Genomic DNA, 24,291 nt, shown 5'->3' with positions numbered 1-24,291 from the left:
GCGTCGGGGGCTGGTGCGCCGGACCCGTGACCGGGGCCCATGGTCCCAGACGCGAGCTTCTCAGATGACAGGCGGGCGGCCCAGTCGCGTCAGCCGCCAGACCGTGCGCCACCGCAGGGGGCGCCGCGGACCGCAGGGTGTGGTCCAGCCCTCCTTGAACCCGCCGAACCATGCCTTGAGCGCCGGCGCCGTGGGCCTGCGCAACAGCGTCAGCAGCAGCCAGACGCCCACGTAGACCGGGACCAGCGGGGCGGGCAGGTTGCGGCGGGCGAGCCACACCCGGTTGCGCGCCACCATACGGTGGTAGACGGCGTGCCGCGAAGGCGCGGTCGTGGGGTGCAGCAGGACCATGTCCGCCCGGTAGTCGATCTGCCAGCCGGCGTCGAGGGCCCGCCAGGCCAGGTCGGTCTCCTCGTGGGCGTAGAAGAACTCGGCCGGCAGGGTGCCCGCCTCGGCGAAGACCTTCGTGCGTACGGCGTTGGCGCCGCCCAGGAAGGTGGTCACGCGGGAGGAGCGCATCGGGTCCGAGGCGCGCAGCCGGGGCACGTGGCGGCGCTGGGTCTGCCCGGTGTCCGGGTCGGCGATGCGGAAGCTGATGATGCCGAGCTCCGGGTCCTCGGCGAACGCCTGCCGGCACAGCTCGGCGGTGTCGGTGCGCTCCAGCAGCCCGTCGTCGTCGAGGAAGAGCAGTACGTCCACGTCCTGGCCGGCGGGCCCGAACGCCTCGATGCCGGCGTTGCGGCCGCCGGGGATGCCGAGGTTCTCCGGGAGGTGCACGGTGCGCACGTCCTCGGGGAGGCCGGGGACCTCGACGCCCTGGCCGACGACGACCACCTCGACGGGGGCGCCCTCCTGCCGGGCCACCGAGTCCAGGAGCGCCTTCAGCTCGTCGGGCCGGTTGCCCATGGTGATGACGACCGCGCCGACGCGCAGCGGGGCGCTCACCGCAGCCTGCTCGATACGAGGATGGACACCAGGTGCAGCACCGTCTGCAGCAGGGCGATGCCGGCGAGGACGGCGACGCCGAGGCGGGAGAAGAACAGGTCGCCGCGGAGCTGGTCGAGGACGGCCAGCACCAGGATGAGCAGCGACGCCTCTATCCCGAGCACCAGGCGGTGGAACTTCAGCGCGGCGGCGGCCCGGCGGGCCAGGGCCATGCCGGAGGAGCGCGGCTCGGCGGCGGACTCCTGGACCACGGGCTTGCCCGCCTGGTGGCGGGCGACGCCGACCAGGTCGGTCTCGGCCTTGATCAGGATCGCGCCGAGGGCCGCGAGGGTGCCCAGGAAGGCCCACAGCCAGTCGATCCGGCCGCCGCCCCACAGGTCGGCGGCGCGCAGCCCGAAGCCGACGAGGACGGCCGCGTCGCACAGGTAGGCGCCGACGCGGTCCAGGTAGACGCCGGAGAGCGAGAACTGCTTCTTCCAGCGGGCGACCTCGCCGTCGACGCAGTCGAGCAGCAGGTAGAGCTGGACGGCGACCACGCCGAGGACGGCGCCCCACACGCCGGGCACCAGGAGGGCGGGTGCGGCGAGGACGCCGGCGAGGGTCATCACGTAGGTCAGCTGGTTGGGCGTGACCTTGGTGGTGACCAGGAGGCGGGTGATGCGCAGGGAGATCTCGCGCATGTAGAGGCGGCCGCCCCAGTGCTCGCCACTGCGCCGGTCCTTGACGCCCGCCGGGTGAACGACGGGGCGCAGTTCAGCTACGGATGGTCTGGGCATAGTCGGCGTAAGCGTCCCTGATCTCGGCTGCGGACAGGTTGAGGTGCTCCAGGATGGTGAACCGTCCCGGGCGGGTCTGGGGGGCGTACTCCACGGCCGCGACGAACTCGTCGGTGCTGAAGCCGATCTCCTCGGGCAGCACCGGCAGGCCGTGGCGGCGCAGCACCTCCACGAAGAGCCCGGACTGCTCGCGGGCGCCGCGCAGGTGCATGGCGAAGGCGGCGCCGAGGCCGACCTGCTCGCCGTGGAGCGCGGAGCGCCCGGGGTGGAGCAGGTCGAAGGCGTGGCTGATCTCGTGGCAGGCGCCGGAGGAGGGGCGGGTGTCGCCGCTGATCGACATGGCGATGCCGGAGAGGACGAGCGCCTCGGCGAGCACGGTGAGGAACTCGTCGTCGCCGCAGCCGCCGGGGTGGCGCAGCACGGACTCCCCCGCGGTGCGGGCCATGGCCGCGGCCAGTCCGTCCACGGCCTCGCCGGTGATCTTGTGCGAGAGCTCCCAGTCGGCGATGGCCGAGATGTTGGAGATCACGTCGCCGATGCCGGCGCGGACGAAGCGCGTGGGCGCCTCGCGGATCACGTCGAGGTCGATGACCATGGCGATCGGCGTGGGCACGCCGTAGGAGCCCCGGCCGTTGTCGTTGTCCAGGATGGACACCGGGGAGCAGATGCCGTCGTGCGAGAGGTTGGTGGCGATGGCCACCATGGGCAGCCCGACCCGCGCCGCGGCGTACTTGGCCACGTCGATGATCTTGCCGCCGCCCAGGCCCACGACGGCGTCGTAGCGGCGGCCCTTTATGTCGTCGGCCAGCTTGACGGCCGAGTCGATGGTGCCGTCCACGACCGGGTACCAGTCGGCGTGCGGCAGGGCCTGCTCCAGGCGGGCGCGCAGCGCCTGCCCGGAGCCCCCGCTGATCGCGATCGCGAGCCGGCCGGCGGCGGAGATCCGCTGGTCGGCGAGGATGCCGTCCAGCTTGTCCATCGCCCCGCAGCTGATGTCGACGACGACCGGGGAGGGGATGAGCCGGGTCAGTACTGGCATGCGATCGTCCGGCCCTTGGCGAGGTCGTCGTGGTTGTCGATCTCGACCCACTTGACGTCGCCGATGGGGGCCACGTCGATCACGAAGCCGTCGTCGACGAGCTGCTGGTAGCCGTCCTCGTAGTAGAGGTCGGGGTCGCGCTCGAAGGTGGTCTTCAGGGCCTCGGCGAGTTCCTCGGCGGCCTCGGGCTCGATGAGGGTGACACCGATGTACTCGCCGGTGGCGTCGGACGGCTCCATCAGCTTGGTGATCTTCCGCACCCCCCGCGCGCCGTCGGCCACGACCTTCATCTCCTCGTCGGCCAGGCTCTTGACCGTGTCGAGGGCGAGGATGATCTTCTGGCCATTGCCGCGGGCGGCGAGGAGGGTCTTCTCGACGGAGACCGGGTGGACGGTGTCGCCGTTGGCGAGGATCACGCCCTGCTTGAGGACCTCACGCGCGCACCACAGGGAGTAGGCGTTGTTCCACTCCTCTGCCTTGTCGTTGTCGATCAGCGTGATCGTGACGCCGTACTTGGCCTCCAGGGCCTCGCGGCGCTCGTACACGGCCTCCTTGCGGTAGCCCACGACGATCGCGACCTCGGTGAGGCCGACCTCGGCGAAGTTGCCGAGGGTCAGGTCGAGGACGGTCAGGCTGTCCTCCTGGCCCTCCGGGCCGACGGGCACGAGGGCCTTGGGGAGGGTGTCGGTGTAGGGACGCAGACGGCGTCCGGCACCGGCAGCGAGGACAAGGCCGATCATGCTGGTTCTCCTTCGTCGTGTACGGCGGGTGCTCCGGCGGAGACCCAGAAGCGGATGCTCTCCGCGAGGACCACCAGAGCCACGAACACGGCCACGGCCGTGAGCGCGAGGGGGAACGCGTCACGGGCGAGGACGGCTGCCAGGACCACGGTCAGCAGGACCCTGCCCTCGTGTCCGCCCGTCGTCCGCACCAGCCAGTGCGGGGGAGCGCCCGAGCCACCGCGGATGCGGTAGACCGTGTCGTAGTGATGGTAGGCGACCGCCGCGACCAGTCCGAATGCGGCCGGAAGGGCTCCGGGGACGTCCGCCTTGACGGCGAGGACGAGCACGGTGGTGTATTCGGCGGCCCGGAACAGCGGCGGCAGCAGCCAGTCGAGGGGGCCCTTGAGGGGCCGGGCCACGGCGGCGCCGGCGAGGACGGCGTACAGCGCGGCGGCGCCCACCGCGGTCACGGCGCCGAACGGCTCGTACCAGGCGGTCCCGAGCAGGGCCACCGCGCCGAGCACCGCGAACGGCAGGTGCGGGGAGCGCGCCGGCAGGGCCGCGGCGCGGACGGCCCGGGCGGCGAGCTCGGCGAACGGGCCCGAGTCGGTGAGGTCCGCCAGCGCCCGCGCGGCCCGGTCGGTGCGCTTCGCCTTACGGGTCACCGAGCGCAGGACGCGTCCGGCGGTGGTGTACAGGGCGCCGAAGGCGCAGCCGATCAGCAGGGCGGAGAAGACGACGCGGGGGCTGGTGAGGGCGGTCAGGACCGCGATCATCGCCCAGCGCTCACCGATCGGCAGGATGATCATCCGCCGGACCCAGACGGTCCAGCCGACGCTGTCGAGCCGGCCGGAGAGGGCCGCGGTGGGGCTCGTGTTGGCGGTGGCGTCGTGGTTGGCCTCGTTGAAGGAGAAGTCCACCACGTGCCGGCAGGTCATCAGGATCATCGAGCCGAGCGCCAGCGCCCAGACGTCGTCGCCGCCCCGGGCCGCGCCGAGCGCGAGGCCCGCGTAGAAGGCGTACTCCTTCACCCGGTCGAAGGTGGCGTCCAGCCAGGCGCCCATCGTCGAGTACTGGAGCGAGTAGCGGGCGAGCTGCCCGTCGGTGCAGTCCAGGACGAAGGAGACGAGCAGCAGCACGCCCGCCACCACGTAGCCCCAGCGTTCACCGGTGGCCGCGCAGCCCGCCGCGAGCAGGGCGGTGAGCAGGGAGGCGGTGGTGACCTGGTTGGGGGTCAGGCCGCGGCGCGCGCACCAGCGGGCGATGTAGCGCGAGTACGGGCTGATGAAGAAGGTGGTGAAGAACCCGTCGCGGGCCTTGACGGCGCTGCGCAGCCGCACGGCCTCGTCGTCCACGGCGGCCACCGCGGCCTGGGCCTCCGCGCGCTCCGCCGCGCCGGCCGGCACGGCGGCGACCAGGGTGCCGAGCTCGGGCCGCTGGACGATGGTCCCGGCGGCCTCGACAGCGGCGGCGAGCCGGTCGGCGTAGGGTCCCCCGCCGCCCGGGGAGAGGCTCACGGCCCGCTCCAGGGCCGCGCGGGCCCCGGCCTGGACGGCGAAGGCGCCGGTCACGGCGCAGGCGTCGAACCGCGGGTCGGTCAGCGCGAGGCGCAGCGCGTGCCGGTGCCCGACGAAGCCGCTGTCGACGACGGCCACCCGCTGTCCGGCCGGTATGCCGGCCAGGGCGGCGGCGGTGTCTTCGGGCGCGGGAACCGGGCGGACATCGAACCCGAGCGAACGGAGCTCGTCTTCGAGCGGTGATCCGGGGACCGGCGCACCGGTGAGGATGACGGTCGGCAGACGAACTCACTCCTTGCAACGAACGTTCCGGGCGGCCCCCTCGTCGGCGGCGGCGCAAGCGCGGCGGCACGGCGGCTGGGCTGCGGCTGCGGCTGTCGCCAGAGGCTATCGGATGAATGGAAGACGGCATTCATCAGCCGTTCGGCCCAGCGGGGCGACGGCCCGGGTGACGGACGGTTCCGCCGGGGCGGCGGTGGGCACGATCAGGTTTCCGTCCCCGCTCGGGATCCGAAGACCCGGAAGGTCCCGGCGGACCGTCCGCCCCCCGCCGTGTACCACGCGCCGGGGGGCGGACATGCGCGGATCGCCGAAGTGGGGACAAGCCTCTTTTGTACGGCAGACTGAAGACCGAAGTCCGAAGCGAAGGATGGGTATGCCGACCACATCAGCCACTGACGCCCACAGCAGCGCGTCCGCCGGCACCGGTGCTCAAGAACCGATCATGCTCGAACTGGTCGACGAGTCCGGCAACACCATCGGCACGGCGGAGAAGCTCTCCGCCCACCAGGCCCCCGGCCTGCTGCACCGGGCGTTCTCCGTGTTCCTCTTCGACGAGCAGGGCCGCCTGCTGCTCCAGCAGCGCGCCCTCGGGAAGTACCACTCCCCCGGCGTCTGGTCGAACACGTGCTGCGGCCACCCCTATCCCGGCGAGTCCCCCTTCGCGGCGGCGGCCCGGCGCACCCATGAGGAGCTTGGCCTGTCGCCCTCGCTGCTCGCCGAGGCGGGGACGGTGCGCTACAACCACCCGGACCCGGCGTCGGGGCTGGTGGAGCAGGAGTACAACCACCTGTTCGTGGGACTGGCCCAGGCGTCGCTGCACCCGGATCCGGAGGAGGTCGGGGACACCGCGTTCGTCACGGCGCAGGAGCTGGCGAAGCGGCACGCGCAGGTGCCGTTCTCGGCCTGGTTCATGACGGTGCTCGACGCGGCGCGTCCCGCGATCCGCGAGCTGACGGGCGAGGCAGCCGGCTGGTAGCCGCCGCGCCGTCCGGGGCTCGGGGGCGGCTGGGGTCAGAGGGGCCGGGTGGCCGGGGCCTGGATCGGGAGCGCGGCCCAGATCACCTTTCCGCCGGTGGAGGTGTGCTCGACGTCGCACACCCCGCCGGCTTCCCGCGTGACCTCGCGGACCAGGAGCAGGCCCCGGCCGCCGGTCTGGCCGAAGTCGGCTTCCAGCGCCTTGGGCCGGTAGGGGTGGTCGTCCTCCACGGCCACCCGGACCCACTCCCGGCCGACCGCCACCTCGACGGCCACTTCAGGGGAGAGCAGGGCGGCGTGCCGGACCGAGTTCGTCACCAGCTCGGAGACGATCAGCAGCAGGGAGTAGACCAGGTCCGGCGTGGCCGGTACCCCCTGGCGGCCGAGCAGGTCGCGGACGGCCCGGCGGGCCTGCGGAACGGATTCTTCTACCGCCGGCGCGGTGAAGCGCCACACTCCCTCGTACGCGAGGGGGTCGGCCGGAGCCGACGTCTCACCTCCCCTGGCCTGCGGGATGCTCCCGCCGTCGTCCATGTTCAGGCCCCCGTCTTCGCGCTCGATCGTCTCCACGCGTCAAGAGTGGCGAGCAGCCTGGTCCGGACCGCGCCACTGACCAGAAGTCAGCAGCATTCGGACACTTTCTGACCACTGGCGTATGACAGAGTCAGATGTGGGACTGTTCCTGATCCATCGGGCTCCGCTTGGCAGTGTCTGCCGCGTCCGGCCCGGCCTGCGGGCCCCTGTCGTCGCTGACCATCCCGAGGACCCGCCGGGCGCCCAGCCCCACGACGATCAGGCTCAGCCCGTCGAACAGCAGGGCGAGGGAGAAGAAGGTCCCGATCACGTACAGGCTGTTGCCGGGCCAGCCGGCCAGGATCAGGAGTCCGAGCAGGATGCCGAAGGCCCCCTGTACCAGGGCCAGCCCGAAGTTGCTCCCGCGCACCACCAGGGAGCCCGCGAGACGGAAGACGCCGCCGGTGAGGAACAGCAGCGCGGCGAACATCGTCAGTGCCTCGGCGCTCGCCTCGGGGCGGCGCAGGATCACGAAGCCGGCGGCGAGGTTGACCGCGGCGACGATGACGGCCAGCCAGAAGTAGCTGCTCCCGCGCGACTGGACGGCGTGGACCAGGCCGATCACGCCGCCGACCAGCAGCAGCCAGCCGAAGAGGAACATCGACGTCAGGGTGGCCACACCGGCGTAGACCAGACCCACCAGACCGGCCAGGACCAGGACCACCCCGAGCAGCACCAGCAGTCCGAAGCTGCGGTTGAGCGTCTTCTTCTCCTGCTGCCGCTGCCGCTTCCGCTCGGCTCCCATGGGCATGCCACCTCCTCGCACCCCCCAGGACGACGGTCCCCTTGATCATAGGATCGTCACCCCGGGATAGCATCCGGCGCATGGACCACGCCGGGGACGCAGCCCTCCACCACACGGTCGCCGACGGGGTGGCCACGGTCACCCTCTGCCACCCCGCGAAGCGCAACGCCATGACGGCCGCGATGTGGCGCGCCCTGCCGGAGCTGCTGGAAGGGCTGGCCGCCGATCCGGCCGTCCGGGTGCTGGTGCTGACCGGCTCCGGCGCCACCTTCTGCGCGGGCGCCGACATCTCCTCCCTCACCGGCGGCGAGGACCCGCAGGCCCTCGCGGTGGCGGCGGAGGAGGCCCTGGCCGCGTTCCCCAAGCCGACCCTGGCGGCGGTGCGCGGCTTCTGCGTGGGCGGCGGCAGCCAGCTGGCGGCCGCCTGCGACCTGCGGTTCGCGGAGGAGGGGGCCCGGTTCGGGGTGACCCCGGCGAAGCTGGGCATCGTCTACCCGGCGTCCTCCACCCGGCGGCTGGCCTCGCTGGTGGGGCCAGCCTGGGCCAAGTACCTCCTCTACTCCGCGGAGCTGATCGGGGCGCGGACCGCGCTGCGGGCCGGGTTCCTCAACGAGCTGCTGCCGGCCGGGGAGCTGGACGGGCGGGTGGCGGAGTTCACCAGGATCCTGACGACGCGCTCCCGGCTGACGCAGGCCGCCGCGAAGGAGTTCGCGGACGGGCGCACGGACCGGGACGCGTACTGGAGCGGCCAGGCGGCCGCGAGCGGCGACACCGCGGAGGGGGTCGCCGCCTTCCTGGAACGCCGGGACCCCGCCTTCAGCTGGCGCCCCGGCCCGTCAGCGGGTTAGCCGAGCGCAGCCGGGCGACGATCTCGGCCGACGCCTTGTCGGGGGAGCCCGCGTCGTAGGGCGGCTGCGGGTCGTACTCGCACATCAGCTGCACGGTCTGGGCGTAGGCGTCCCCCGCGATCCGGCCGAGCAGGCCGAGCCCCATGTCCAGGCCGGCGGAGACCCCGGCGGCGGTGACGTACTTCCCGTCGAAGACCACCCGCTCGCCGGTGGGCTCGGCCCCGAAGGGGGTGAGCCGGTCGAGGTAGAGCCAGTGGCTGGTGGCCCGGCGGCCGTCGAGCAGTCCGGCGGCGGCCAGGAGCAGGGAGCCGGTGCACACGGAGGTGGTCCAGGTGGTGGTGGCGTCCACGGAGCGCAGCCAGTCCAGGACGGCGGGGTTGTCCATCTCCGTCTCGGGGTGCGGTCCGCCGGGGACGATGACGATGTCGGGGCGGGTCACCTCGTCGAGGGACCTCTCGGCGACGAGGACGGCCGCGCCGTTGTCGGTCCGTACCGGTCCCTTGTGCTCCGCGACGAAGACGGTCTCGGCGCCGTCGAGGCGGCTGAGGGTCTCGTAGGGGCCGATGGCGTCGAGGGCGGTGAAGCGGTCGTAGAGCAGGACGGCGATCTGCATGTCTCCTCCGGAGGGGTCGCTGGGGGGCCGGCCGCCCGGTGCGGACGGCCGGATCTGTGCGGTTACGGCCGTGCGGCGGTGCCGAAGCGGCGGCGGTATTCGGCCGGGGACTGGCCCAGGGTCCTGACGAAGGCGCGGCGGAGGGCCTCGGGGGTGCCGTAGCCACAGGCGCGGGAGATACGGGAGACGGCCTCCCCCGACTCCTCCAGCAGCCGCCGCGCGTGCTCCACCCGGACCCGCTCGACGTACCGCCCGGGCGTCACCCCCGTCTCCGCCTGGAAGGCCCGCGCGAAGTGCCGCGGCGACAGGGCGGCCCGGGCCGCGAGGGCCTCCACGCTCAGGTCGCCGCCCGGGTTCTGGGTGATCCAGTGCTGCACCTCCCGCAGCGGCTCCCGCTGTGCGGTCTGCGCCGCGAGCTGGGCGCTGAACTGCGCCTGGTTCCCCGGCCGGCGCAGGAACACCACCAGGTGCCGGGCGATCAGCAGCGCCGTGTCCCGCCCGAGGTCCTCCTCCACTAGCGCCAGCGCCAGGTCGATCCCGGCGGTGACCCCGGCGGAGGTGGCGACGGGGCCGTCCCGGACGTAGATGGGGTCCGGTTCCACCGCCACCCGGGGGTAGTCCCGTGCCATCCGCTCGCACACCGACCAGTGCGTGGTCGCCCGCCGCCCGTCCAGCAGCCCGGCCTCCGCCAGCAGCAGCCCGCCCGTGCAGACGGACACCAGCCGCCCCGCGCGACCCCCGTACGCGCGCAGCCAGTCGGTGATCCGCGGCTCGAAGTCCCCGGTGTACCGGCCGCCGGGCACCAGCAGGGTGGCGTCCGGGCCGGGGCGGGCGCTCTCCAGGTCCCCGTCCGGGACCAGGGTCAGCCCGCTGCCGGTGCGGACGGGGGCGCCGCCCGGCGAGACCGTACGGACCGCGTATCCGCCGTCGTCCGGGCGGCAGCGGCCGGCCCCGTCGAACACCTCGACGGGGCCCGTCACGTCGAGGCTCTGGACGCCGTCGTAGAGGACGACGAGCACGGTGCGCTGGGGCATGCCTCCATGGTGTGACCGGGTCGGGGTGACCGCAATGACGGGTATCCCACCTATCCGGCCACCGGTCGGGCACGCGTGCGATCCTTGGCCGTTCCCGTTCCGTCCTCGTCCCCCGCGCCCGTTCCCGTTCGCCCTGTCCATGGAAGTCACCGCCCTGAACACCGTCCTCGCCGAGTCCCTGTCCTGTGCCCTGCTGCTCCTCGTGCTGGCCTTCGCCGTGCTGCGCCCGCGCGGGCTGCCCGAGGCGGCCGCCGCCGTACCGGCCGCCGGGCTGCTCGTCGCGCTCGGGGTGGTGTCGCCGGCCGACGCGTGGGAGCAGGTGCGCGGGCTGCTGCCCGTGGTGGGGTTCCTCGCGGTGATCCTGGCCCTCGCGCAGCTCTGCGCCGACGAGGGGCTGTTCCGGGCCGCGGGGGCCGCCGTGGCCCGGCGGGCCGCCGGGCGGGGGGCGGCGGGGCTGCTGGGCGGGGTCTTCCTGGTGGCCTCGGCGGTGACGGCCTCCCTCAGCCTGGACGCCACCGTGGTGCTGCTCACCCCGGTGGTGCTGGCCACCTCCGCCCGGCTGGGCGCCCGCCCGCGCCCGCACGTGTTCGCCACCGCCCATCTGGCGAACTCCGCCTCGCTGCTGCTGCCCGTCTCCAACCTGACGAACCTGCTGGCCTTCACCGCCAGCGGGCTCACCTTCACCCGGTTCGCGGGGCTGATGGCCCTGCCCTGGGTGGTGGCGATCGCGGTGGAGTACGCGGTCTTCCGCCGGTTCTTCCGGGCCGACCTGAGGGCCGAGCCCGAGCACGTCCCGGGGGCGGCCGAGCCCGCGCCGCTGCCGCGTTTCGCCACCGCCGTACTGGCGCTGACGCTGGCCGGCTTCGCCGTGGCCTCCCTGGCGGGGGCCAGCCCGGCGTGGGCCGCCCTGGCGGGAGCGGTGGTGCTCGGCGTACGGGCCCTGTGGCGCCGGGAGACCACCCCGCGGCGGCTGGCCGCCTCCACGGCGCCCGCGTTCTGCCTGTTCGTCCTCGCCCTGGGGGTGGTCGTACGGGCCGTGGTGGACCACGGGCTCGGGGACGGGCTGGCGTGGCTGCTGCCCGACGGGGACGCGCTGCCCGCCCTGCTGGCCGTGGCCGCGGTGGCCGCCGTACTCGCCAACCTGATCAACAACCTGCCCGCCGTGCTCGCCCTGCTCCCGCTGGCCGCGCCGGGCGGCCCGGGCGTGGTGCTCGCCGTGCTGATCGGGGTCAACATCGGCCCCAACCTCACGTACGCGGGCTCCCTGGCCACCCTGCTGTGGCGGCGGATGCTGCACGAGCACGGCGAGGAGATCCGCCTGGGCGACTTCACCCGCCTCGGGCTGCTCACCACCCCCGCGGCCCTGGCCGCGGCCGTGGCCGCCCTGTGGGCGGGCCTGCGCCTGACCGGCGGCTAGGCACCGGGCGGGCGGCGCGCCGATAGGATCGGGACATCATGACTGCAACCCTCGTCGCCAAGAACCTCACCGCCGCGCACGGCGAGCGCACCCTCTTCTCCGGTCTGGACCTCGTCGTCGCGCCCGGCGACGTCATCGGCCTCGTCGGCGTCAACGGCGCCGGGAAGTCGACCCTGCTGCGGCTGCTCGCCGGGCTGGACACCCCCGAGACCGGTGAGCTGCGGCTCTCCCCGCCCGGTGCGGCCGTCGGCCACCTCCCGCAGGAGCCCGAGCGGCGGGAGGGCGAGACGGTACGGGACTTCCTGGCCCGCCGTACCGGGGTCGCGGCGGCGCAGGCCGCGCTGGACGAGGCCACGCAGGGGCTCGTGGACGGCACCCCGGGCGCCGACGACGCCTACGCGCTCGCCCTGGACCGCTGGCTGGACCTCGGCGGGGCCGATCTGGACGAGCGGGCCCAGGAGACGGCGGACGAGCTGGGGCTGGCGGTGAGCCTGGACCTGCCGATGACGGCCCTGTCCGGCGGCCAGGCCGCCCGCGCCGGCCTCGCCTCCCTCCTGCTCTCCCGCTACGACGTGTTCCTCCTCGACGAGCCCACCAACGACCTGGACCTGGCCGGTCTGGAGCGGCTGGAGCGGTTCGTGACGGGGCTGCGCGCGGGCACCGTCGTCATCAGCCACGACCGCGAGTTCCTGGCCCGCACGGTCACCAAGGTCCTCGAACTCGACCTGGTCCAGCAGCAGATCAACCTCTACGGCGGCGGCTACGACGCCTACCTGGAGGAGCGCGCACGGGCCCGCAGCCACGCCCGCGAGGAGTTCGAGGAGTACGCGGACAAGAAGGCCGCGCTGGAGGGCCGCGCCCAGATGCAGCGCAACTGGATGGACAAGGGCGTGCGCAACGCCCGCCGCAAGTCCTCGGACAACGACAAGATCGGCCGGTCGCTGCGGGGCGAGTCCAGCGAGAAGCAGGCGGCCAAGGCACGCCAGACGCAGCGGGCGATCGAGCGGCTGGACGTCGTCGAGGAGCCGCGCAAGGAGTGGGAGCTGCGCATGGAGATCGCGGCGGCCCCGCGCTCCGGCTCCGTCGTCGCCACCCTGCGCGAAGCGGCCGTCAAGCGCGGGGACTTCGCCTTCGGCCCGGCGAGCCTGCAGATCGACTGGGCGGACCGGGTGGCGATCACCGGGGCCAACGGCGCCGGCAAGTCCACCCTCCTCGCGATGCTGCTGGGGCGGCTGGCGCCGGACTCCGGTTCCGCCACGCTCGGCTCGGGTGTCCTGGTCGGTGAGGTGGACCAGGCGCGCGGGCTGTTCCTGGGCGGGGAGCCGCTGCTGGAGGCGTTCTGCGCGGCGGTCCCGGACACCGAGCCCGCGGAGGTCCGTACGCTGCTGGCCAAGTTCGGCCTGAAGGCGGCGCACGTACTGCGCCCGGCGGCGACCCTGTCCCCGGGGGAGCGCACCCGGGCGGCGCTGGCGCTGCTCCAGGGGCGCGGGGTGAACCTGCTGGTGCTGGACGAGCCGACGAACCACCTCGACCTGCCGGCGATCGAGCAGCTGGAGTCCGCCCTGGAGGCGTACGAGGGCACCCTGCTCCTGGTCACCCATGACCGGCGGATGCTGGACGCGGTGCGGGTGACCCGCCGCCTGGAGGTCGCGGGCGGCAAGGTCACCGAGCTCTGAGCGGCGCGGTCACCCGGCCCTGAGCGCTGCCGGGCCGGGTGTCGCGGGCCGGGGGGCTACCACTCGTCGGGGCCCTTGCCGCCGCCGCGGTGCTTGCGGGGTTCGTCCGGTTCGGGGGGCTCGGGGTGGTCGAGGCGGCTGGCCTCGTCCGTGTCCTCGCGCCGGACGGGGCCGGGGGCCTTCGCGTGCCGCTCGGTGTGGGGTCTGCGCTGCTGCTGGCTCTCGTCGTCGCCGTGGAGCGGGACGCCGCCCGCGCCGCCCTGGTCGTCCATGACTCATCCTCCGTCCGTACCGCCGGCCCCCTCGCCGGGCGGCTGCCCGGGCGGCGGCCCGGGCAAACCGGAGGGGATCAGTCCGCCGCCCCGGCCGGAGCCCGGCGCTTGCGGGGCAGCCGGGCGGCCACGAAGGCGCGCGGGAGGTGGCGGGCCGCGAAGGCGTACGCCTGGTAGTGGCGGCCGGTGATGCTGACCGGGCGGCGCAGGGCCAGATCGCGCAGGGCCTTGGCCACGACCGCCTCCGGCTCCAGCCACACGGCGTCGCGCAGGGCGCTGACGTCCGTCCCGGCACGTTGCTGGAACTCGGTACGGGTGAAGCCGGGCACCACCGCCAGGACCCGGACCCCGTACGGGGCCATGTCGATCCGGAGGGACTCGCTGAAGGCGGTGACCCACGCCTTGGCCGCCCCGTAGGTGCCGGTGGGCAGCAGGCCCGCGACCGAGGAGACGTTGAGCACCGCGCCCCGGCGGCGCTCGCGGAGCCCGGGCAGCAGGGCGTGGGTGAGGCGCAGCGGGACCTTCACGAGGAGGTCGAGCATCCGTTCCTCGTCCTCGACGGGGTTGTACGGGTACGGCGCCGGCAGCCCGAAGCCGGCGTTGTTGACCAGGACGTCGACGGGCCGTCCGCGTTCGGCGAGGCGGCCCTCGACGGCGGCGCGGCCGGCCGGGTCGAGGAGGTCGGCGGGCAGGACCTCGCAGACGGTCCCGAAGTCCCGGCCGAGCCCGGCGGCGACCGCCTCCAGGCGGGCCTTGTCCCGGGCGACGAGGACCAGGTCGCAGCCCTTGGCGGCGAAGCCGCGGGCGAAGGCGGCGCCCAGGCCGGAGCTGGCGCCGGTGATCAGAACGGTGGTGGTCAAGGGGTGGGGTCACTTCCTCGGTGGCACGGGTGGTGCGGGTGGTGCGGGTGGTTCAGGTGGCGGCCGGGGCGAAAGCCGAGGTCGTCGGGGAGGCGTACGCCTGGGCGACGTCGACCAGGAAGCGGGCTTCCTCTCCCAGGTCTCCGCCCTCCGCCGAGGTCTGCATCGCGGCCGGGAGCTCCAGGGCGGGGGCCTGGCCCGGCTGCCCGGGCAGTCCGGCGAGCTTGGCCCGGCGGGCCTCCTTCAGTACGCAGGCCAGGGCGGCGGCGCTGTGCCGCTGCTCGGGGATCCGGCTGCCGACGACATGGCCGCGGGCCAGTTCGGGGACTCCGGGGGCCACGTACTCCCCCAGGATCAGGATCGCGTCGCGGGTCTCGATGACCTTGCGGTAGACGAGCAGGTTGCGCGGGACGGGCGGCCAGAGCAGTTCCAGCACCCGGCCCGCCCGGGGTCTGGAGAGGACCACGTGCGGGACGGCCTGGACCAGGTCCCGCCACAGCGGCCACAGGCGCCAGGCGGTGGCGGTGTCGGCCAGGGTGTGGCGCAGGGTGAACAGGGTCGGCACCAGGATCGCGGCGGCGCGCAGCAGCCCGTGCAGGTTCATCAGCAGCGGCAGGGCGGGCACGGCCCAGGTACTGGCGAACAGGGCCTTCAGCAGGTAGGCGAACCAGAACAGCCAGGCCAGGCCCGTGCCCAGGCCGAACAGGCGCAGCCCGGCGGCCAGCGCGCGGCTCTCGGTGCGGCGGCCGTAGCGCCAGCAGACGTACACGCAGATGGTGTTGGCGATCAGGTGGGCGGAGATCAGGACGAGCCAGTACGGCAGGGAGGGCACGGGGGCGCCGGAGGCCGGGATGGTGTGCGTGCCGTGGGCCGGGGGGGCGGCGTCCAGGGTGACGAGGGCGGTCAGCCAGAGCAGGGTGCCGGCCCAGGAGGCGAGCTGGAGCCTGCGGCCCCGGGTGGCGGCGGCCACGAAGTAGAGCACGGCGCCCGCCGAGAGCACGCCGATGAGGTTGCGGACGAGGCCGATGGTGTGCGCGTAGGAGGCTTCGCGTTCCATGGCGTACGCGACGACGTCGGGCAGGTTCAGGGTCATCGCGGCGGCCGCCGTGGCGACGGCGAGCCACAGCCCGCGCTGCTGCGGGGAGCGCAGGGCGCCGGGCGCGCGCAGCAGGACCGCGATCCACAGGCACACCACGCTGGGGACCGCCAGGCTGTCACCGAAGGCGGCGAGTTCAGCTGCCATCGTGGTGGCCCCGCTCGTACCCCATGGCGGACTCCAGCCGGGCGAGGGCCCCCCGGGGGCCGGCGGCGGGGCGGGAGCGGCCGGTGCCCGAGGTGTGGGTGCGGATCATGCTCGCGAGCATCTCCGCCTCCTGCTCCTGGCGGGTGGTGTAGTTGGTGCGCCCGAGGACCACGGGGGCCCGGCCGTCGGTCTCCTCGCCCTCCAGGGAGTGGTGGCCGAAGAGGATGTGCCCCAGTTCGTGGAGCACGATGTGCTCCCGGTGCAGGGGGGTGGTGTGCGCCTCGTAGAAGACGTAGTCGACGGTCTCGGTGCCCACCCACAGTCCGCAGACGCCGGATTCGGCGGCCTCGCGGGGCAGGGGGTGGAGCAGGATCGGACGGCCGCGCCGGTCGGCGATGCGGGCGCACAGGGTGTCCAGGGAGAACGGGTGCGTCAGATCCATATGACCGAGAATCATCTCGCAGCGTCTGCGCAGGCTGAGATTCCGGTAGGGCATGTGTTCCCTCTTCGGACCCTTTCTCGGGCAGCGTCGGTAGGCGTGGGGGGGCATCGGCATAACGTCCTGTGCCTTGAGGCGGCCTCGGGTGGTGCGGTCCCTGAGGGGAAACGCGGAACGCCCGTCCGCGCGAGACGAACGGGCGTTCCACCATGCCTACCGATCACCGGCGGCAGTTGGCAAGGACGGCTGCCCCGCGGGGTCCTGATCCGGCCAAAGCTGCCGACCGTGCTCCGGCCCCTGCCGCTACCGCTTGCGGCGGTCCTCCTGACCGCCGGTGAGGCCGGCCCGGCGCAGGGCGTCGGCCATGGCGCTGTTGGCGGGAGCCGGGGCCCCGGAGCGCTGGCCGGCGCCGCCGCCCTGGCGCTGCCCGCCGCCCCGCTGGGCCTGACCCCGGCCCTGGCCCTGGCCCTCGCCGCCGCGGCCCTGACCCTCGCCCCGGTTCTGGCCGCCGCGCTGCTGCGGGGGGCGGCCGCCGCCGCGGCGCTCGTCGCGCTGGCGCGGTGCGCCGGCTCCGCGCTCGGCCCCGGCCTCGTCCTCCAGGCGCAGCGTGAGCGAGATCCGCTTGCGCGGGATGTCCACGTCCATGACCTTGACCCTGACGATGTCGCCCGGCTTGACCACGTCCCGCGGGTCCTTGACGAAGGTGTTCGACAGGGCGGACACGTGCGCCAGGCCGTCCTGGTGGACGCCGATGTCGATGAAGGCGCCGAAGGCGGCCACATTGGTGACGACGCCCTCCAGGATCATCCCCGGGGCCAGGTCGCCGATCTTCTCCACGCCCTCCTTGAAGGTCGCCGTCCTGAAGGCGGGGCGCGGGTCGCGGCCCGGCTTCTCCAGCTCCCGCAGGATGTCGGTGACGGTGGGCAGGCCGAAGGCGTCGGTGACGAACTCGTCGGGGCGCAGCGAGCGCAGGACCGAGGTGTTGCCGATCAGCGCGGCCACCTCGCCGCCCGCCTTCTTGCCCATGGCCCGCACCACGGGGTACGCCTCGGGGTGCACGGCGGAGGCGTCGAGCGGGTCGTCGCCGCCGCGGATGCGCAGGAAGCCCGCGCACTGCTCGTACGCCTTCGGGCCGAGGCGGGCCACGTCCTTGAGGCCCTTGCGGCTGCGGAAGGGGCCGTTGGCGTCGCGGTGGGCCACGATGTTCTCGGCGAGGGTGGCGCTGATGCCCGAGACCCGGGACAGCAGCGGCGTGGAGGCGGTGTTGACGTCCACGCCGACGCCGTTGACGCAGTCCTCGACGACCGCGTCGAGGGAGCGCGAGAGCTTCAGCTCGGACAGGTCGTGCTGGTACTGGCCCACGCCGATGGACTTCGGGTCGATCTTGACGAGTTCGGCGAGCGGGTCCTGGAGGCGGCGGGCGATGGAGACCGCCCCGCGCAACGACACGTCCATGCCGGGCAGTTCCTGCGAGGCGAAGGCGGAGGCGGAGTACACGGAGGCGCCGGCCTCGGAGACCATCACCTTGGTCAGCCCGAGCTCGGGGTGGCGGGCGATGAGGTCCCCGGCGAGCTTGTCGGTCTCCCGGGAGGCGGTGCCGTTGCCGATGGCGATCAGCTCGACGCCGTGCTCCTTCGCCAGCCGGGCGAGGGTGGCCAGGGACTGGTCCCACTTGTTGGCGGGAACGTGCGGGTGGATCACGTCCGTGGCGACGACCTTGCCGGTGGCGTCGACGACGGCGACCTTCACGCCGGTGCGGAAGCCCGGGTCGAGGCCGAGGGTGGCGCGGGTGCCGGCGGGGGCGGCGAGCAGCAGGTCGCGGAGGTTGGCCGCGAAGACGCGTACGGCCTCGTCCTCGGCGGCGGCGCGCAGCCGGGTCCGCAGGTCGATGCCGAGGTGGACCTGGATCTTGGTGCGCCAGGCCCAGCGGACGGTGTCGGCCAGCCATTTGTCGCCGGGGCGGCCCCGGTCGGCGATGCCGAAGCGGCGGGCGATGAGCCCCTCGTACGTGGAGGGGCCGGGGGTGTCGGAGGGCTCCTCCGGCTCCAGCTCCAGGCTGAGCACCTCCTCCTTCTCGCCCCGCAGCATGGCGAGGACGCGGTGGGAGGGGAGGGCGGTGAAGGGCTCGGTGAAGTCGAAGTAGTCGGAGAACTTGGCGCCCGCCTCCTCCTTGCCCTCGCGGACCTTCGCGGCCAGGCGGCCGCGGCCCCACATGCGTTCGCGGAGGTCGCCGATGAGGTCGGCGTCCTCGGCGAACTTCTCGGTGAGGATGGCGCGGGCCCCCTCCAGGGCGGCGGCCGCGTCGGCCACCCCCTTCCCGGCGTCGACGAACGCGGCCGCGGCGGCGGCCGGTTCGGCGGCCGGGTCGGCCAGCAGCCGTTCGGCGAGCGGCTCCAGGCCGGCCTCGCGGGCGATCTGCGCCTTGGTGCGGCGCTTGGGCTTGAAGGGGAGGTAGATGTCCTCCAGCCGGGCCTTGGTGTCGGCCGCGCGGATCCGGGCCTCCAGGCCGGCGTCCAGCTTGCCCTGCTCGCGCACGGAGTCGAGGATCGCCGAGCGGCGGTCCTCCAGCTCGCGCAGGTAGCGCAGCCGCTCCTCCAGGGTGCGCAGCTGGGCGTCGTCGAGCATCTCGGTCGCTTCCTTGCGGTAGCGCGCGATGAACGGCACGGTGGAGCCGCCGTCGAGGAGCTCGACGGCGGCCTTGACCTGCCGTTCCCGTACGCCGAGCTCCTCGGCGATCCTGCCTTCGATGGACATCGTCGTCACTGCGGTCCCGCCTGCCTTCGTGCCGTGGTGCCTTCGTGCGTGTGCGTGGAAGGCTGCCCATTGTGGCAGGTGCCGGCGGGGGCGGCGGGGAGCCCGTCAGTCCTTTCCGAAGAGGTCGGCCGGGAAGGCGCCGGCGCCGATGGCCTGCTGGACGAGTGCCCCGCCGAGGGCCTGGAGGCGGGCGACGCCGGGGGCGCCGAGGTGCTCGTACGGGGCCGCGTCGAGGCGGTCGGTCTCCGTTTCGAGCCGCTCGCGCAGGGCGTGGCCCTCCTCGGTGAGCTCCCCGTCGCCGTCGAGGACCCCGCGGGCGCGCAGGCGGTCGGCGGCGGCGTCGAGGTCGGACTGCTCCCAGCCGCGGATGGACTTGACCCACTTCGCGGTCATGCCGCGGCCGGTGGCGGTGTGGCTGACGAGCGCCTCCAGCGGGTCGAGGCCGGTGATGAGGAGGGCGGCGAGGTGCCCGTCGCCCCGGTGTTCGCGCAGGAGGGTGGTGGCGTGCCACAGCCGCAGGTGCGGTTCCTCGGGGACGGGGAGGTCGGCGTGGGCGGAGTAGAGGGTCCGGCCGTGCCGGGTGCAGGCTTCGGTGGCGCGCAGGGCGAGGTCGGCGGCCTCGGCGAGTTCGGGTGAGGCGATGGTCTCGGGGCCGAGGAGGCGGCGCAGGGCGCGGTCGGCCGCGCGCAGCCGGGCGGCGAGGACCTGCTCGGGGGCGGCGGTGTCCCAGACGGCGGGCAGGTGCTGGGCGACGTGGTCGTGCCGGTAGTTGTAGAAGGTCGCGGTGACCGTGCCGGCGCCGACGGCGCCCATGGCCGCGGAGCGGTGGGCGAGGTTGACGGCGACCCGGTGGGTGATGCCGAGCGCGCCGAGCTCTTCGAATATCTCGGGCGAGAAGTAGAGGGTGGAGTGGTAGGGATTGATGGCGGTGTGCCAACAGCGGCGCGCGGCGTGCAGATCGATGGTCATGACCGCACCCTACCGACTAGCCGGTATGCGGCCCACCCCCGGCCCGTCCCCGACCCGCTCGCGGGCACGGACGCGACTACGGCCCCAACTCGGCCTGGAACACGGCGCATTCGCGCCAACCTGAGCGCCGCCCCGCAGGCGCGAGCGGGCCTCGCCAGGGCCTTCCGGGCCGCGCGCCCCACGGGCGGGGCGCCACGCGGGGCCGTGATCGTGACGGCCGAATGGCGATCGTGTGACAGCAGGGGCCATGGACATGACCAGAGGGCCCACGGGTGAATACGGTCGGACGACGTACGGCGTACGACGAACGTCGAACCGATCTGTCTCCCCTACCCCTTGGAGCTCTTCGTGCACCGCAAAGTGATCGCCCCGAGCGTCCTGGCCGCCTCCCTCCTGCTGGTGATCCCGGCGTCGGCGGCCAGCACCGTCCAGGGCGCGCCGGGCATCGGCGACGGCTACTACCCGCAGAGCGGGAACGGCGGCTACGACGTCTCCCACTACGACCTGCGCCTGCAGTACCAGCCGAAGACGGACCTGCTGGAGGGCACGGCCACCCTCCTGACCACCGCCACGCAGGACCTGTCCCGCTTCAACCTGGACTTCGGCCTGAAGGTGAGCGAGATCCGGGTCAACGGGGTCAAGGCGGCCTTCGCCACCTCCGGCGCGCACGAGCTGGAGGTCACCCCCGCGCAGCCGCTCGCCAAGGGCAAGCAGGCCACCGTCGTCGTCAAGTACGCCGGAAAGCCCTCGGAGTTCAAGATCGACGGCTGGTCCGCCTGGCAGCGCACCCCGGACGGCGGCGTCGCGGCCCAGGAGCCCGACTCGGCGGTCTGGTGGTTCCCGAGCAACGACCACCCCCTGGACAAGGCGACCTTCGACATCTCGGTCAACGTCCCGGACGGCACCCAGGCCATCAGCAACGGCGTGCTCCAGTCGCAGACCTCCCGGCTGGGCTGGACCCGCTACAACTGGCGCTCCAACAAGCCGCAGGCCACCTACCTGGCCACCCTCGCCATCGGCAAGTTCGACATCACCACCGACAAGACCGCGAGCGGGCTGCCGATCCTCAACGCCTACAGCAAGGACCTCGGCGACAACGCGGGCGCCGCGCGGGCGAGCGTCGAGCGCACCGGCGAGGTCGCGGAGTGGCTGGAGTCGGTGTTCGGCCCGTACCCGTTCAACGCGCTGGGCGGCTACGTCCCGAACGTGCCCAGCGGTTTCGCCCTGGAGACCCAGACCCGGCCGTTCTACAGCCCGCGCCAGTTCTCGAACGGCGCCAACGTCTCGGTCGTCGTCCACGAGCTGGCGCACCAGTGGTACGGCGACAGCGTGTCCGTGGACAACTGGAAGGACATCTGGGTCAACGAGGGCTTCGCCCGCTACGCGCAGTGGCTGTGGTCGGAGAAGGAGGGCGAGGGCACCGCCCAGGAGCTGGCCCAGTGGGCGTACGACACCCGCCCGGCGGACGACCCGTTCTGGCAGGTCAAGCCGGGTGACCCGGGTGCGGAGAACCAGTTCCACGGGGCCGTCTACGACCGGGGCGGTATCGCCATCCAGGCGCTGCGCAACGAGGTCGGCGACGAGAAGTTCTTCCAGATCCTCAAGGGCTGGCCGACCGAGCGGGCCTACGGCAACGCCAAGGTCGGGGACTTCGTCCGGTACGCGGAGAAGGTGTCGGGCAAGCCGCTCGCCCAGCTCTTCGAGACCTGGCTGTACACCCCCGGAAAGCCGGCCTTCGGCGCCCAGGCCGCCGCGCCGGGCGCCCGGTCCCTCCAGGCCCCGGCGAAGCCGGCGGCGGAGCCCAAGTCCTGGAAGAAGATCGCCGCCACGAACTCCGTCCACGACCGCGGCCACGGCCACTGAGCCGCGACGCGGTCACCTGACGCGCGCCGGGTCCCCTCAGCGGGCCCCGGCGCGCCGGCGTGCCCGGGCGGCGCGGGCCTGCGGAAGGTAGCGCAGCCGTTCGGGCAGGAGCGGTACGAGGACCCGTACGACGGCACTGAACCGCCGCAGCCGGCGCTCCTGGGCCGGGGTCCACTCCAGGCCGATGGCGGCCCGGGCCTCGGGCGGCATGTACCCGACGGTGACGAAGGCCCGGAACCGCAGGTATCCCGCGCGCAGGAGCGGCCAGGCCGGGCGCAGCAGCAGCCGCAGCGCCCGGGAGGCGGGCTCGGGGCGGGGCAGGTCCACGTCCGCCGCGACCAGTTCGCGGGCGACCCCGGTCGGCTCGATCTCCTCGGCCAGCATCCGGTGGTAGTACGGCCAGAACTCCTCGACGGTCTGCGGCATGTCCCGGTCACGCAGGCCCAGGATCCGGCCCACCATGAGCCACTCCCGGTACATCTGGCGGTCCTGCTCGGGGCCGGTGCCCCGGAACAGGTACCGGCCGGCGTACCGGGCGACGGGGAAGCCGGTGGCGTGCACCCAGGCGTAGCAGGCGGGGTCCAGGGCGTGGTAGGGCCGGCCCCGGGTGTCGGTGCCCTGGATGCCCCGGTGCAGGCGGCGGACCCGCCGGCCCTCGGCGACGGCCTCCTCCCCGCCGTACACCCACAGCATCACGGAGCGCAGGGAGCGTTCGCCGCGCCCCCAGGGGTCGGTGCGGAAGACCGAGTACCGGTCGACGCCGGCGCCCACGGCCGGATGGGCCACCTGGAGCGTGAAGGCGGCGGGCAGGGGGAGCAGGGAGCGGATGTCCCCGGCGGTGGTCCACAGCACCCCGCCCGGCGGCGGAGGCTCGGGATCGGGACCGCTGTGACCTGTGGGGTTCATGAGTTCCATTATGCGAGCGCGAGTTGTCGTGGGCCGGACAGAAAGTCTTGTCACGGGTGTTACCCCGAAGTAACCGTGGCTGCTTGGATGACGGCGTCGATCTTCCCCCGCAGGTTCCACCGGACTGATGGAGACCTCCATGCCGCAGACCTCGCCCCGCAGCCGCGCCGCCGCCACGGCCGTTGCCGCGACCGCAGCCGCAGCAGCCCTCGCCCTCGCCTCCGCACCCGCCGCCACGGCCGCCGAGGGCGCCGCCGCGGCACCCCGGCTGAGCGTCCTTACCTACAACACGTTCCTGATGAGCACGAACCTCTACCCGAACTGGGGCCAGGAGCACCGGGCCACCGCGATCCCGAAGGCCGCCTTCTTCCAGGGCCACGACGTGGTCGTCCTCCAGGAGACCTTCGACAACGGCGCCTCGGACACCCTGAAGGCGAACGCCGCCGCGCAGTACCCGTACCAGACCCCGGTCGTGGGGCGCAGCAAGAGCGGCTGGGACGCCACGGGCGGCTCGTACTCCTCCACCACCCCGGAGGACGGCGGCGTCATGGTCCTCAGCAAGTGGCCGATCGTGCGCAAGGAGCAGGTGGTCTACAAGGACGCCTGCGGCGCCGACTGGTGGTCCAACAAGGGCTTCGCGTACGTGGTCCTGGACGTCAACGGCACCAAGGTCCACGTGGTCGGCACCCACGCCCAGTCCACCGACCCCGGCTGCGGCGCGGGCGAGGCGGCCCAGATGCGCAGCCGCCAGTTCAAGGCGATAGACGCCTTCCTGGACGCCAAGAACATCCCGGCGGGCGAACAGGTCATCGTGGCGGGCGACATGAACGTCGACTCCCGCAGCCCGGAGTACGCCTCGATGCTGACGGACCTGGACCTCTCCCCCGCCGACGCCCGCACGGGCCACCCGTACTCCTTCGACACGGCCCTCAACTCGATCGCCCGCTACCGCTACCCCACGGACCCCCGCGAGGACCTGGACTACGTCCTCTACCGCAAGGGCAACGCCCGCCCGTCGGGCTGGGAGAACAACGTGGTGAAGGAGGAGTCCGCCCCCTGGACGGTCTCCAGCTGGGGCACGTCCTACACCTACACCGACCTCTCGGACCACTACCCGGTGGTGGGCCGGTAGGCCGGGCGGACCGGCCGTCCCGGACCCGCCCCGCGGGCGGCGTCCGGGACGGCCGGGTGTCAGCGGACGACGTCGAACACGTTCTTCTGCAGACCGTTGGCGTACGCCTCGTGCTCGACCAGCCTCAGCTTCTGGGCGTCCTTGTCCGTGGCGCTGAACAGGCGCTTGCCCGCGCCGAGCAGGAGCGGGAAGACGAGCAGGTGGTAGCGGTCGACCAGGCCGGCGTCGGAGAGGCCCTGGTGCAGGGTGGCGCTTCCGTGCACGATGATCGGGCCACCGTCGGTCTCCTTGAGGGCGGCGACCTCGTCGAGTGAGCGCAGGATCGCCGTCTCGCCCCAGTTGGTCACCAGGTCGTCCTCGGTGAGGGTGGTGGAGACGACGTACTTGGGCATCTCCTTGTAGCCGGCGAAGTCCGCCATGTCCGGCCACACCGGGCTGAACGCCTGGTAGCTGGTCCGGCCCAGCAGCATCGCCGAGGCTTCCTGCTGCTCGCGGCCCTTGATCTCGAACGCCTCGGGCACGAACGCCACGTCCTTGAAGGTCCAGCCGGAGTTGCGGTAGCCGGGCTCGCCGCCCGGGGCCTCCACCACGCCGTCGAGCGAGATGAAGGCCGTGCTGATCAGGGTGCGCATCGTGGGTTCCTCGGTGTCGTGTCCGGTTCCGCGGGTCGGGCGGGGGGCGCCGCGGCCGC

General features: G+C 73.4%; 23 protein-coding genes. 6 read left to right on the top strand and 17 right to left on the bottom strand.

Annotated elements, in window-relative coordinates:
* Window positions 1-60: 60 nt before the first annotated feature.
* Genes ABZ716_RS22570 through ABZ716_RS22550 form a run of 5 tightly spaced genes read right to left on the bottom strand, consistent with a single transcriptional unit; the run spans window position 61 to window position 5,281 of the window.
* On the bottom strand, window positions 61-945 hold the full coding sequence (locus ABZ716_RS22570; protein ID WP_358961160.1) for a glycosyltransferase: 885 nt from the start codon (window positions 943-945) through the stop codon (window positions 61-63).
* On the bottom strand, window positions 942-1,721 hold the full coding sequence (locus tag ABZ716_RS22565) for a CDP-alcohol phosphatidyltransferase family protein (RefSeq protein WP_358813978.1): 780 nt from the start codon (window positions 1,719-1,721) through the stop codon (window positions 942-944). The genes ABZ716_RS22570 and ABZ716_RS22565 overlap by 4 nt, the downstream gene beginning before the upstream one ends.
* Window positions 1,699-2,760, bottom strand: a complete 1,062-nt coding sequence (locus ABZ716_RS22560; RefSeq protein ID WP_358813977.1) for an iron-containing alcohol dehydrogenase family protein — start codon at window positions 2,758-2,760, stop codon at window positions 1,699-1,701. Before ABZ716_RS22560 ends, ABZ716_RS22565 begins: the two co-directional genes overlap by 23 nt.
* Window positions 2,748-3,500: a phosphocholine cytidylyltransferase family protein gene (locus ABZ716_RS22555; RefSeq protein ID WP_358813976.1), complete on the bottom strand. Its 753-nt coding sequence runs from the start codon at window positions 3,498-3,500 to the stop codon at window positions 2,748-2,750. The genes ABZ716_RS22560 and ABZ716_RS22555 overlap by 13 nt, the downstream gene beginning before the upstream one ends.
* Window positions 3,497-5,281 (bottom strand): DUF5941 domain-containing protein, encoded by a 1,785-nt coding sequence (locus tag ABZ716_RS22550; RefSeq protein WP_358961188.1) that lies wholly within the window; start codon window positions 5,279-5,281, stop codon window positions 3,497-3,499. The genes ABZ716_RS22555 and ABZ716_RS22550 overlap by 4 nt, the downstream gene beginning before the upstream one ends.
* A 373-nt stretch (window positions 5,282-5,654) precedes the next feature.
* Between ABZ716_RS22550 and idi the strand changes: the two genes are divergently transcribed.
* Window positions 5,655-6,257 carry an isopentenyl-diphosphate Delta-isomerase gene (idi, locus tag ABZ716_RS22545; protein ID WP_358813975.1) on the top strand — a complete coding sequence of 201 codons (603 nt, stop codon included), beginning with the start codon at window positions 5,655-5,657 and terminating at the stop codon, window positions 6,255-6,257.
* 35 nt (window positions 6,258-6,292) lie between these two features.
* Here idi and ABZ716_RS22540 read toward each other — a convergent pair whose 3' ends face one another.
* Both ABZ716_RS22540 and ABZ716_RS22535 read right to left on the bottom strand, forming a co-directional pair.
* Window positions 6,293-6,826, bottom strand: a complete 534-nt coding sequence (locus ABZ716_RS22540) for an ATP-binding protein (protein WP_358961158.1) — start codon at window positions 6,824-6,826, stop codon at window positions 6,293-6,295.
* A gap of 94 nt (window positions 6,827-6,920) precedes the next feature.
* A complete protein-coding gene (locus tag ABZ716_RS22535; protein ID WP_358961185.1) occupies window positions 6,921-7,574 on the bottom strand; it encodes a DUF308 domain-containing protein in 654 nt (217 codons plus the stop codon).
* An 80-nt stretch (window positions 7,575-7,654) separates the two neighbouring features.
* Here ABZ716_RS22535 and ABZ716_RS22530 point away from each other — a divergent pair, with 80 nt between their 5' ends.
* Window positions 7,655-8,422 carry an enoyl-CoA hydratase/isomerase family protein gene (locus ABZ716_RS22530; protein WP_358961154.1) on the top strand — a complete coding sequence of 256 codons (768 nt, stop codon included), beginning with the start codon at window positions 7,655-7,657 and terminating at the stop codon, window positions 8,420-8,422.
* Here ABZ716_RS22530 and ABZ716_RS22525 read toward each other — a convergent pair.
* Both ABZ716_RS22525 and ABZ716_RS22520 read right to left on the bottom strand, forming a co-directional pair.
* Entirely contained in the window at window positions 8,391-9,035 is a 645-nt protein-coding gene (locus tag ABZ716_RS22525) for a DJ-1/PfpI family protein (protein ID WP_358961152.1), read from the bottom strand. The two genes, ABZ716_RS22530 and ABZ716_RS22525, sit on opposite strands and share 32 nt — an antisense overlap.
* A 62-nt stretch (window positions 9,036-9,097) precedes the next feature.
* Window positions 9,098-10,069 (bottom strand): DJ-1/PfpI family protein, encoded by a 972-nt coding sequence (locus ABZ716_RS22520; protein WP_358813972.1) that lies wholly within the window; start codon window positions 10,067-10,069, stop codon window positions 9,098-9,100.
* A gap of 139 nt (window positions 10,070-10,208) precedes the next feature.
* Here ABZ716_RS22520 and ABZ716_RS22515 point away from each other — a divergent pair, with 139 nt between their 5' ends.
* Both ABZ716_RS22515 and ABZ716_RS22510 read left to right on the top strand, forming a co-directional pair.
* On the top strand, window positions 10,209-11,486 hold the full coding sequence (locus tag ABZ716_RS22515; RefSeq protein WP_358961149.1) for an SLC13 family permease: 1,278 nt from the start codon (window positions 10,209-10,211) through the stop codon (window positions 11,484-11,486).
* Window positions 11,487-11,524: 38 nt separating this feature from the next.
* On the top strand, window positions 11,525-13,162 hold the full coding sequence (locus ABZ716_RS22510; protein ID WP_358813970.1) for an ABC-F family ATP-binding cassette domain-containing protein: 1,638 nt from the start codon (window positions 11,525-11,527) through the stop codon (window positions 13,160-13,162).
* 56 nt (window positions 13,163-13,218) lie between these two features.
* Here ABZ716_RS22510 and ABZ716_RS22505 read toward each other — a convergent pair whose 3' ends face one another.
* The 6 genes from ABZ716_RS22505 to ABZ716_RS22480 form a co-directional block, all read right to left on the bottom strand.
* Complete coding sequence (locus ABZ716_RS22505) at window positions 13,219-13,434, bottom strand: hypothetical protein (protein ID WP_351880128.1); 216 nt, start codon at window positions 13,432-13,434, stop codon at window positions 13,219-13,221.
* Between the two features lie 77 nt (window positions 13,435-13,511).
* On the bottom strand, window positions 13,512-14,294 hold the full coding sequence (locus tag ABZ716_RS22500) for an SDR family oxidoreductase (protein ID WP_358961146.1): 783 nt from the start codon (window positions 14,292-14,294) through the stop codon (window positions 13,512-13,514).
* Between the two features lie 52 nt (window positions 14,295-14,346).
* Window positions 14,347-15,537 (bottom strand): MAB_1171c family putative transporter, encoded by a 1,191-nt coding sequence (locus ABZ716_RS22495; RefSeq protein WP_358961140.1) that lies wholly within the window; start codon window positions 15,535-15,537, stop codon window positions 14,347-14,349.
* Complete coding sequence (locus ABZ716_RS22490) at window positions 15,527-15,979, bottom strand: hypothetical protein (RefSeq protein WP_355967561.1); 453 nt, start codon at window positions 15,977-15,979, stop codon at window positions 15,527-15,529. Before ABZ716_RS22490 ends, ABZ716_RS22495 begins: the two co-directional genes overlap by 11 nt.
* Before the next feature lie 300 nt (window positions 15,980-16,279).
* Complete coding sequence (locus ABZ716_RS22485) at window positions 16,280-18,730, bottom strand: Tex family protein (protein WP_358961182.1); 2,451 nt, start codon at window positions 18,728-18,730, stop codon at window positions 16,280-16,282.
* Between the two features lie 105 nt (window positions 18,731-18,835).
* Complete coding sequence (locus ABZ716_RS22480) at window positions 18,836-19,699, bottom strand: hypothetical protein (protein WP_358961137.1); 864 nt, start codon at window positions 19,697-19,699, stop codon at window positions 18,836-18,838.
* Between the two features lie 348 nt (window positions 19,700-20,047).
* Here ABZ716_RS22480 and ABZ716_RS22475 point away from each other — a divergent pair, with 348 nt between their 5' ends.
* Window positions 20,048-21,562, top strand: a complete 1,515-nt coding sequence (locus ABZ716_RS22475; RefSeq protein ID WP_358961134.1) for a M1 family metallopeptidase — start codon at window positions 20,048-20,050, stop codon at window positions 21,560-21,562.
* Between the two features lie 36 nt (window positions 21,563-21,598).
* Here the strand turns inward: ABZ716_RS22475 and ABZ716_RS22470 are convergent, their stop codons facing one another.
* Window positions 21,599-22,468, bottom strand: coding sequence for an oxygenase MpaB family protein (locus ABZ716_RS22470; protein WP_358961131.1), 870 nt, complete (start codon window positions 22,466-22,468; stop codon window positions 21,599-21,601).
* 139 nt (window positions 22,469-22,607) lie between these two features.
* Here ABZ716_RS22470 and sph point away from each other — a divergent pair, with 139 nt between their 5' ends.
* A complete protein-coding gene (gene sph, locus ABZ716_RS22465) occupies window positions 22,608-23,600 on the top strand; it encodes a sphingomyelin phosphodiesterase (RefSeq protein ID WP_358961127.1) in 993 nt (330 codons plus the stop codon).
* 59 nt (window positions 23,601-23,659) lie between these two features.
* Here sph and ABZ716_RS22460 read toward each other — a convergent pair whose 3' ends face one another.
* The gene (locus ABZ716_RS22460; RefSeq protein ID WP_351880105.1) at window positions 23,660-24,232 is read right to left on the bottom strand and encodes a dihydrofolate reductase family protein; all 573 of its coding nucleotides are present in this window, start codon (window positions 24,230-24,232) and stop codon (window positions 23,660-23,662) included.
* Window positions 24,233-24,291: the final 59 nt, after the last annotated feature.

This window comes from Streptomyces sp. NPDC006687, from assembly GCF_040636215.1.
Taxonomy (GTDB): domain Bacteria; phylum Actinomycetota; class Actinomycetes; order Streptomycetales; family Streptomycetaceae; genus Streptomyces.
This window is presented reverse-complemented; position numbering and strand designations above follow the sequence as displayed.

Coding starts and splice junctions, on each gene's coding strand:
- ABZ716_RS22565 (WP_358813978.1), bottom strand. CDS start 1,721: ATGCCCAGACCATCCGTAGCTGAACTGCGCCCCGTCGTTCACCCGGCG.
- ABZ716_RS22560 (WP_358813977.1), bottom strand. CDS start 2,760: ATGCCAGTACTGACCCGGCTCATCCCCTCCCCGGTCGTCGTCGACATC.
- ABZ716_RS22555 (WP_358813976.1), bottom strand. CDS start 3,500: ATGATCGGCCTTGTCCTCGCTGCCGGTGCCGGACGCCGTCTGCGTCCC.
- idi (WP_358813975.1), top strand. CDS start 5,655: ATGCCGACCACATCAGCCACTGACGCCCACAGCAGCGCGTCCGCCGGC.
- ABZ716_RS22535 (WP_358961185.1), bottom strand. CDS start 7,574: ATGGGAGCCGAGCGGAAGCGGCAGCGGCAGCAGGAGAAGAAGACGCTC.
- ABZ716_RS22530 (WP_358961154.1), top strand. CDS start 7,655: ATGGACCACGCCGGGGACGCAGCCCTCCACCACACGGTCGCCGACGGG.
- ABZ716_RS22525 (WP_358961152.1), bottom strand. CDS start 9,035: ATGCAGATCGCCGTCCTGCTCTACGACCGCTTCACCGCCCTCGACGCC.
- ABZ716_RS22520 (WP_358813972.1), bottom strand. CDS start 10,069: ATGCCCCAGCGCACCGTGCTCGTCGTCCTCTACGACGGCGTCCAGAGC.
- ABZ716_RS22515 (WP_358961149.1), top strand. CDS start 10,209: ATGGAAGTCACCGCCCTGAACACCGTCCTCGCCGAGTCCCTGTCCTGT.
- ABZ716_RS22510 (WP_358813970.1), top strand. CDS start 11,525: ATGACTGCAACCCTCGTCGCCAAGAACCTCACCGCCGCGCACGGCGAG.
- ABZ716_RS22505 (WP_351880128.1), bottom strand. CDS start 13,434: ATGGACGACCAGGGCGGCGCGGGCGGCGTCCCGCTCCACGGCGACGAC.
- ABZ716_RS22495 (WP_358961140.1), bottom strand. CDS start 15,537: ATGGCAGCTGAACTCGCCGCCTTCGGTGACAGCCTGGCGGTCCCCAGC.
- ABZ716_RS22490 (WP_355967561.1), bottom strand. CDS start 15,979: ATGGATCTGACGCACCCGTTCTCCCTGGACACCCTGTGCGCCCGCATC.
- ABZ716_RS22485 (WP_358961182.1), bottom strand. CDS start 18,730: ATGTCCATCGAAGGCAGGATCGCCGAGGAGCTCGGCGTACGGGAACGG.
- ABZ716_RS22480 (WP_358961137.1), bottom strand. CDS start 19,699: ATGACCATCGATCTGCACGCCGCGCGCCGCTGTTGGCACACCGCCATC.
- ABZ716_RS22470 (WP_358961131.1), bottom strand. CDS start 22,468: ATGAACCCCACAGGTCACAGCGGTCCCGATCCCGAGCCTCCGCCGCCG.
- sph (WP_358961127.1), top strand. CDS start 22,608: ATGCCGCAGACCTCGCCCCGCAGCCGCGCCGCCGCCACGGCCGTTGCC.
- ABZ716_RS22460 (WP_351880105.1), bottom strand. CDS start 24,232: ATGCGCACCCTGATCAGCACGGCCTTCATCTCGCTCGACGGCGTGGTG.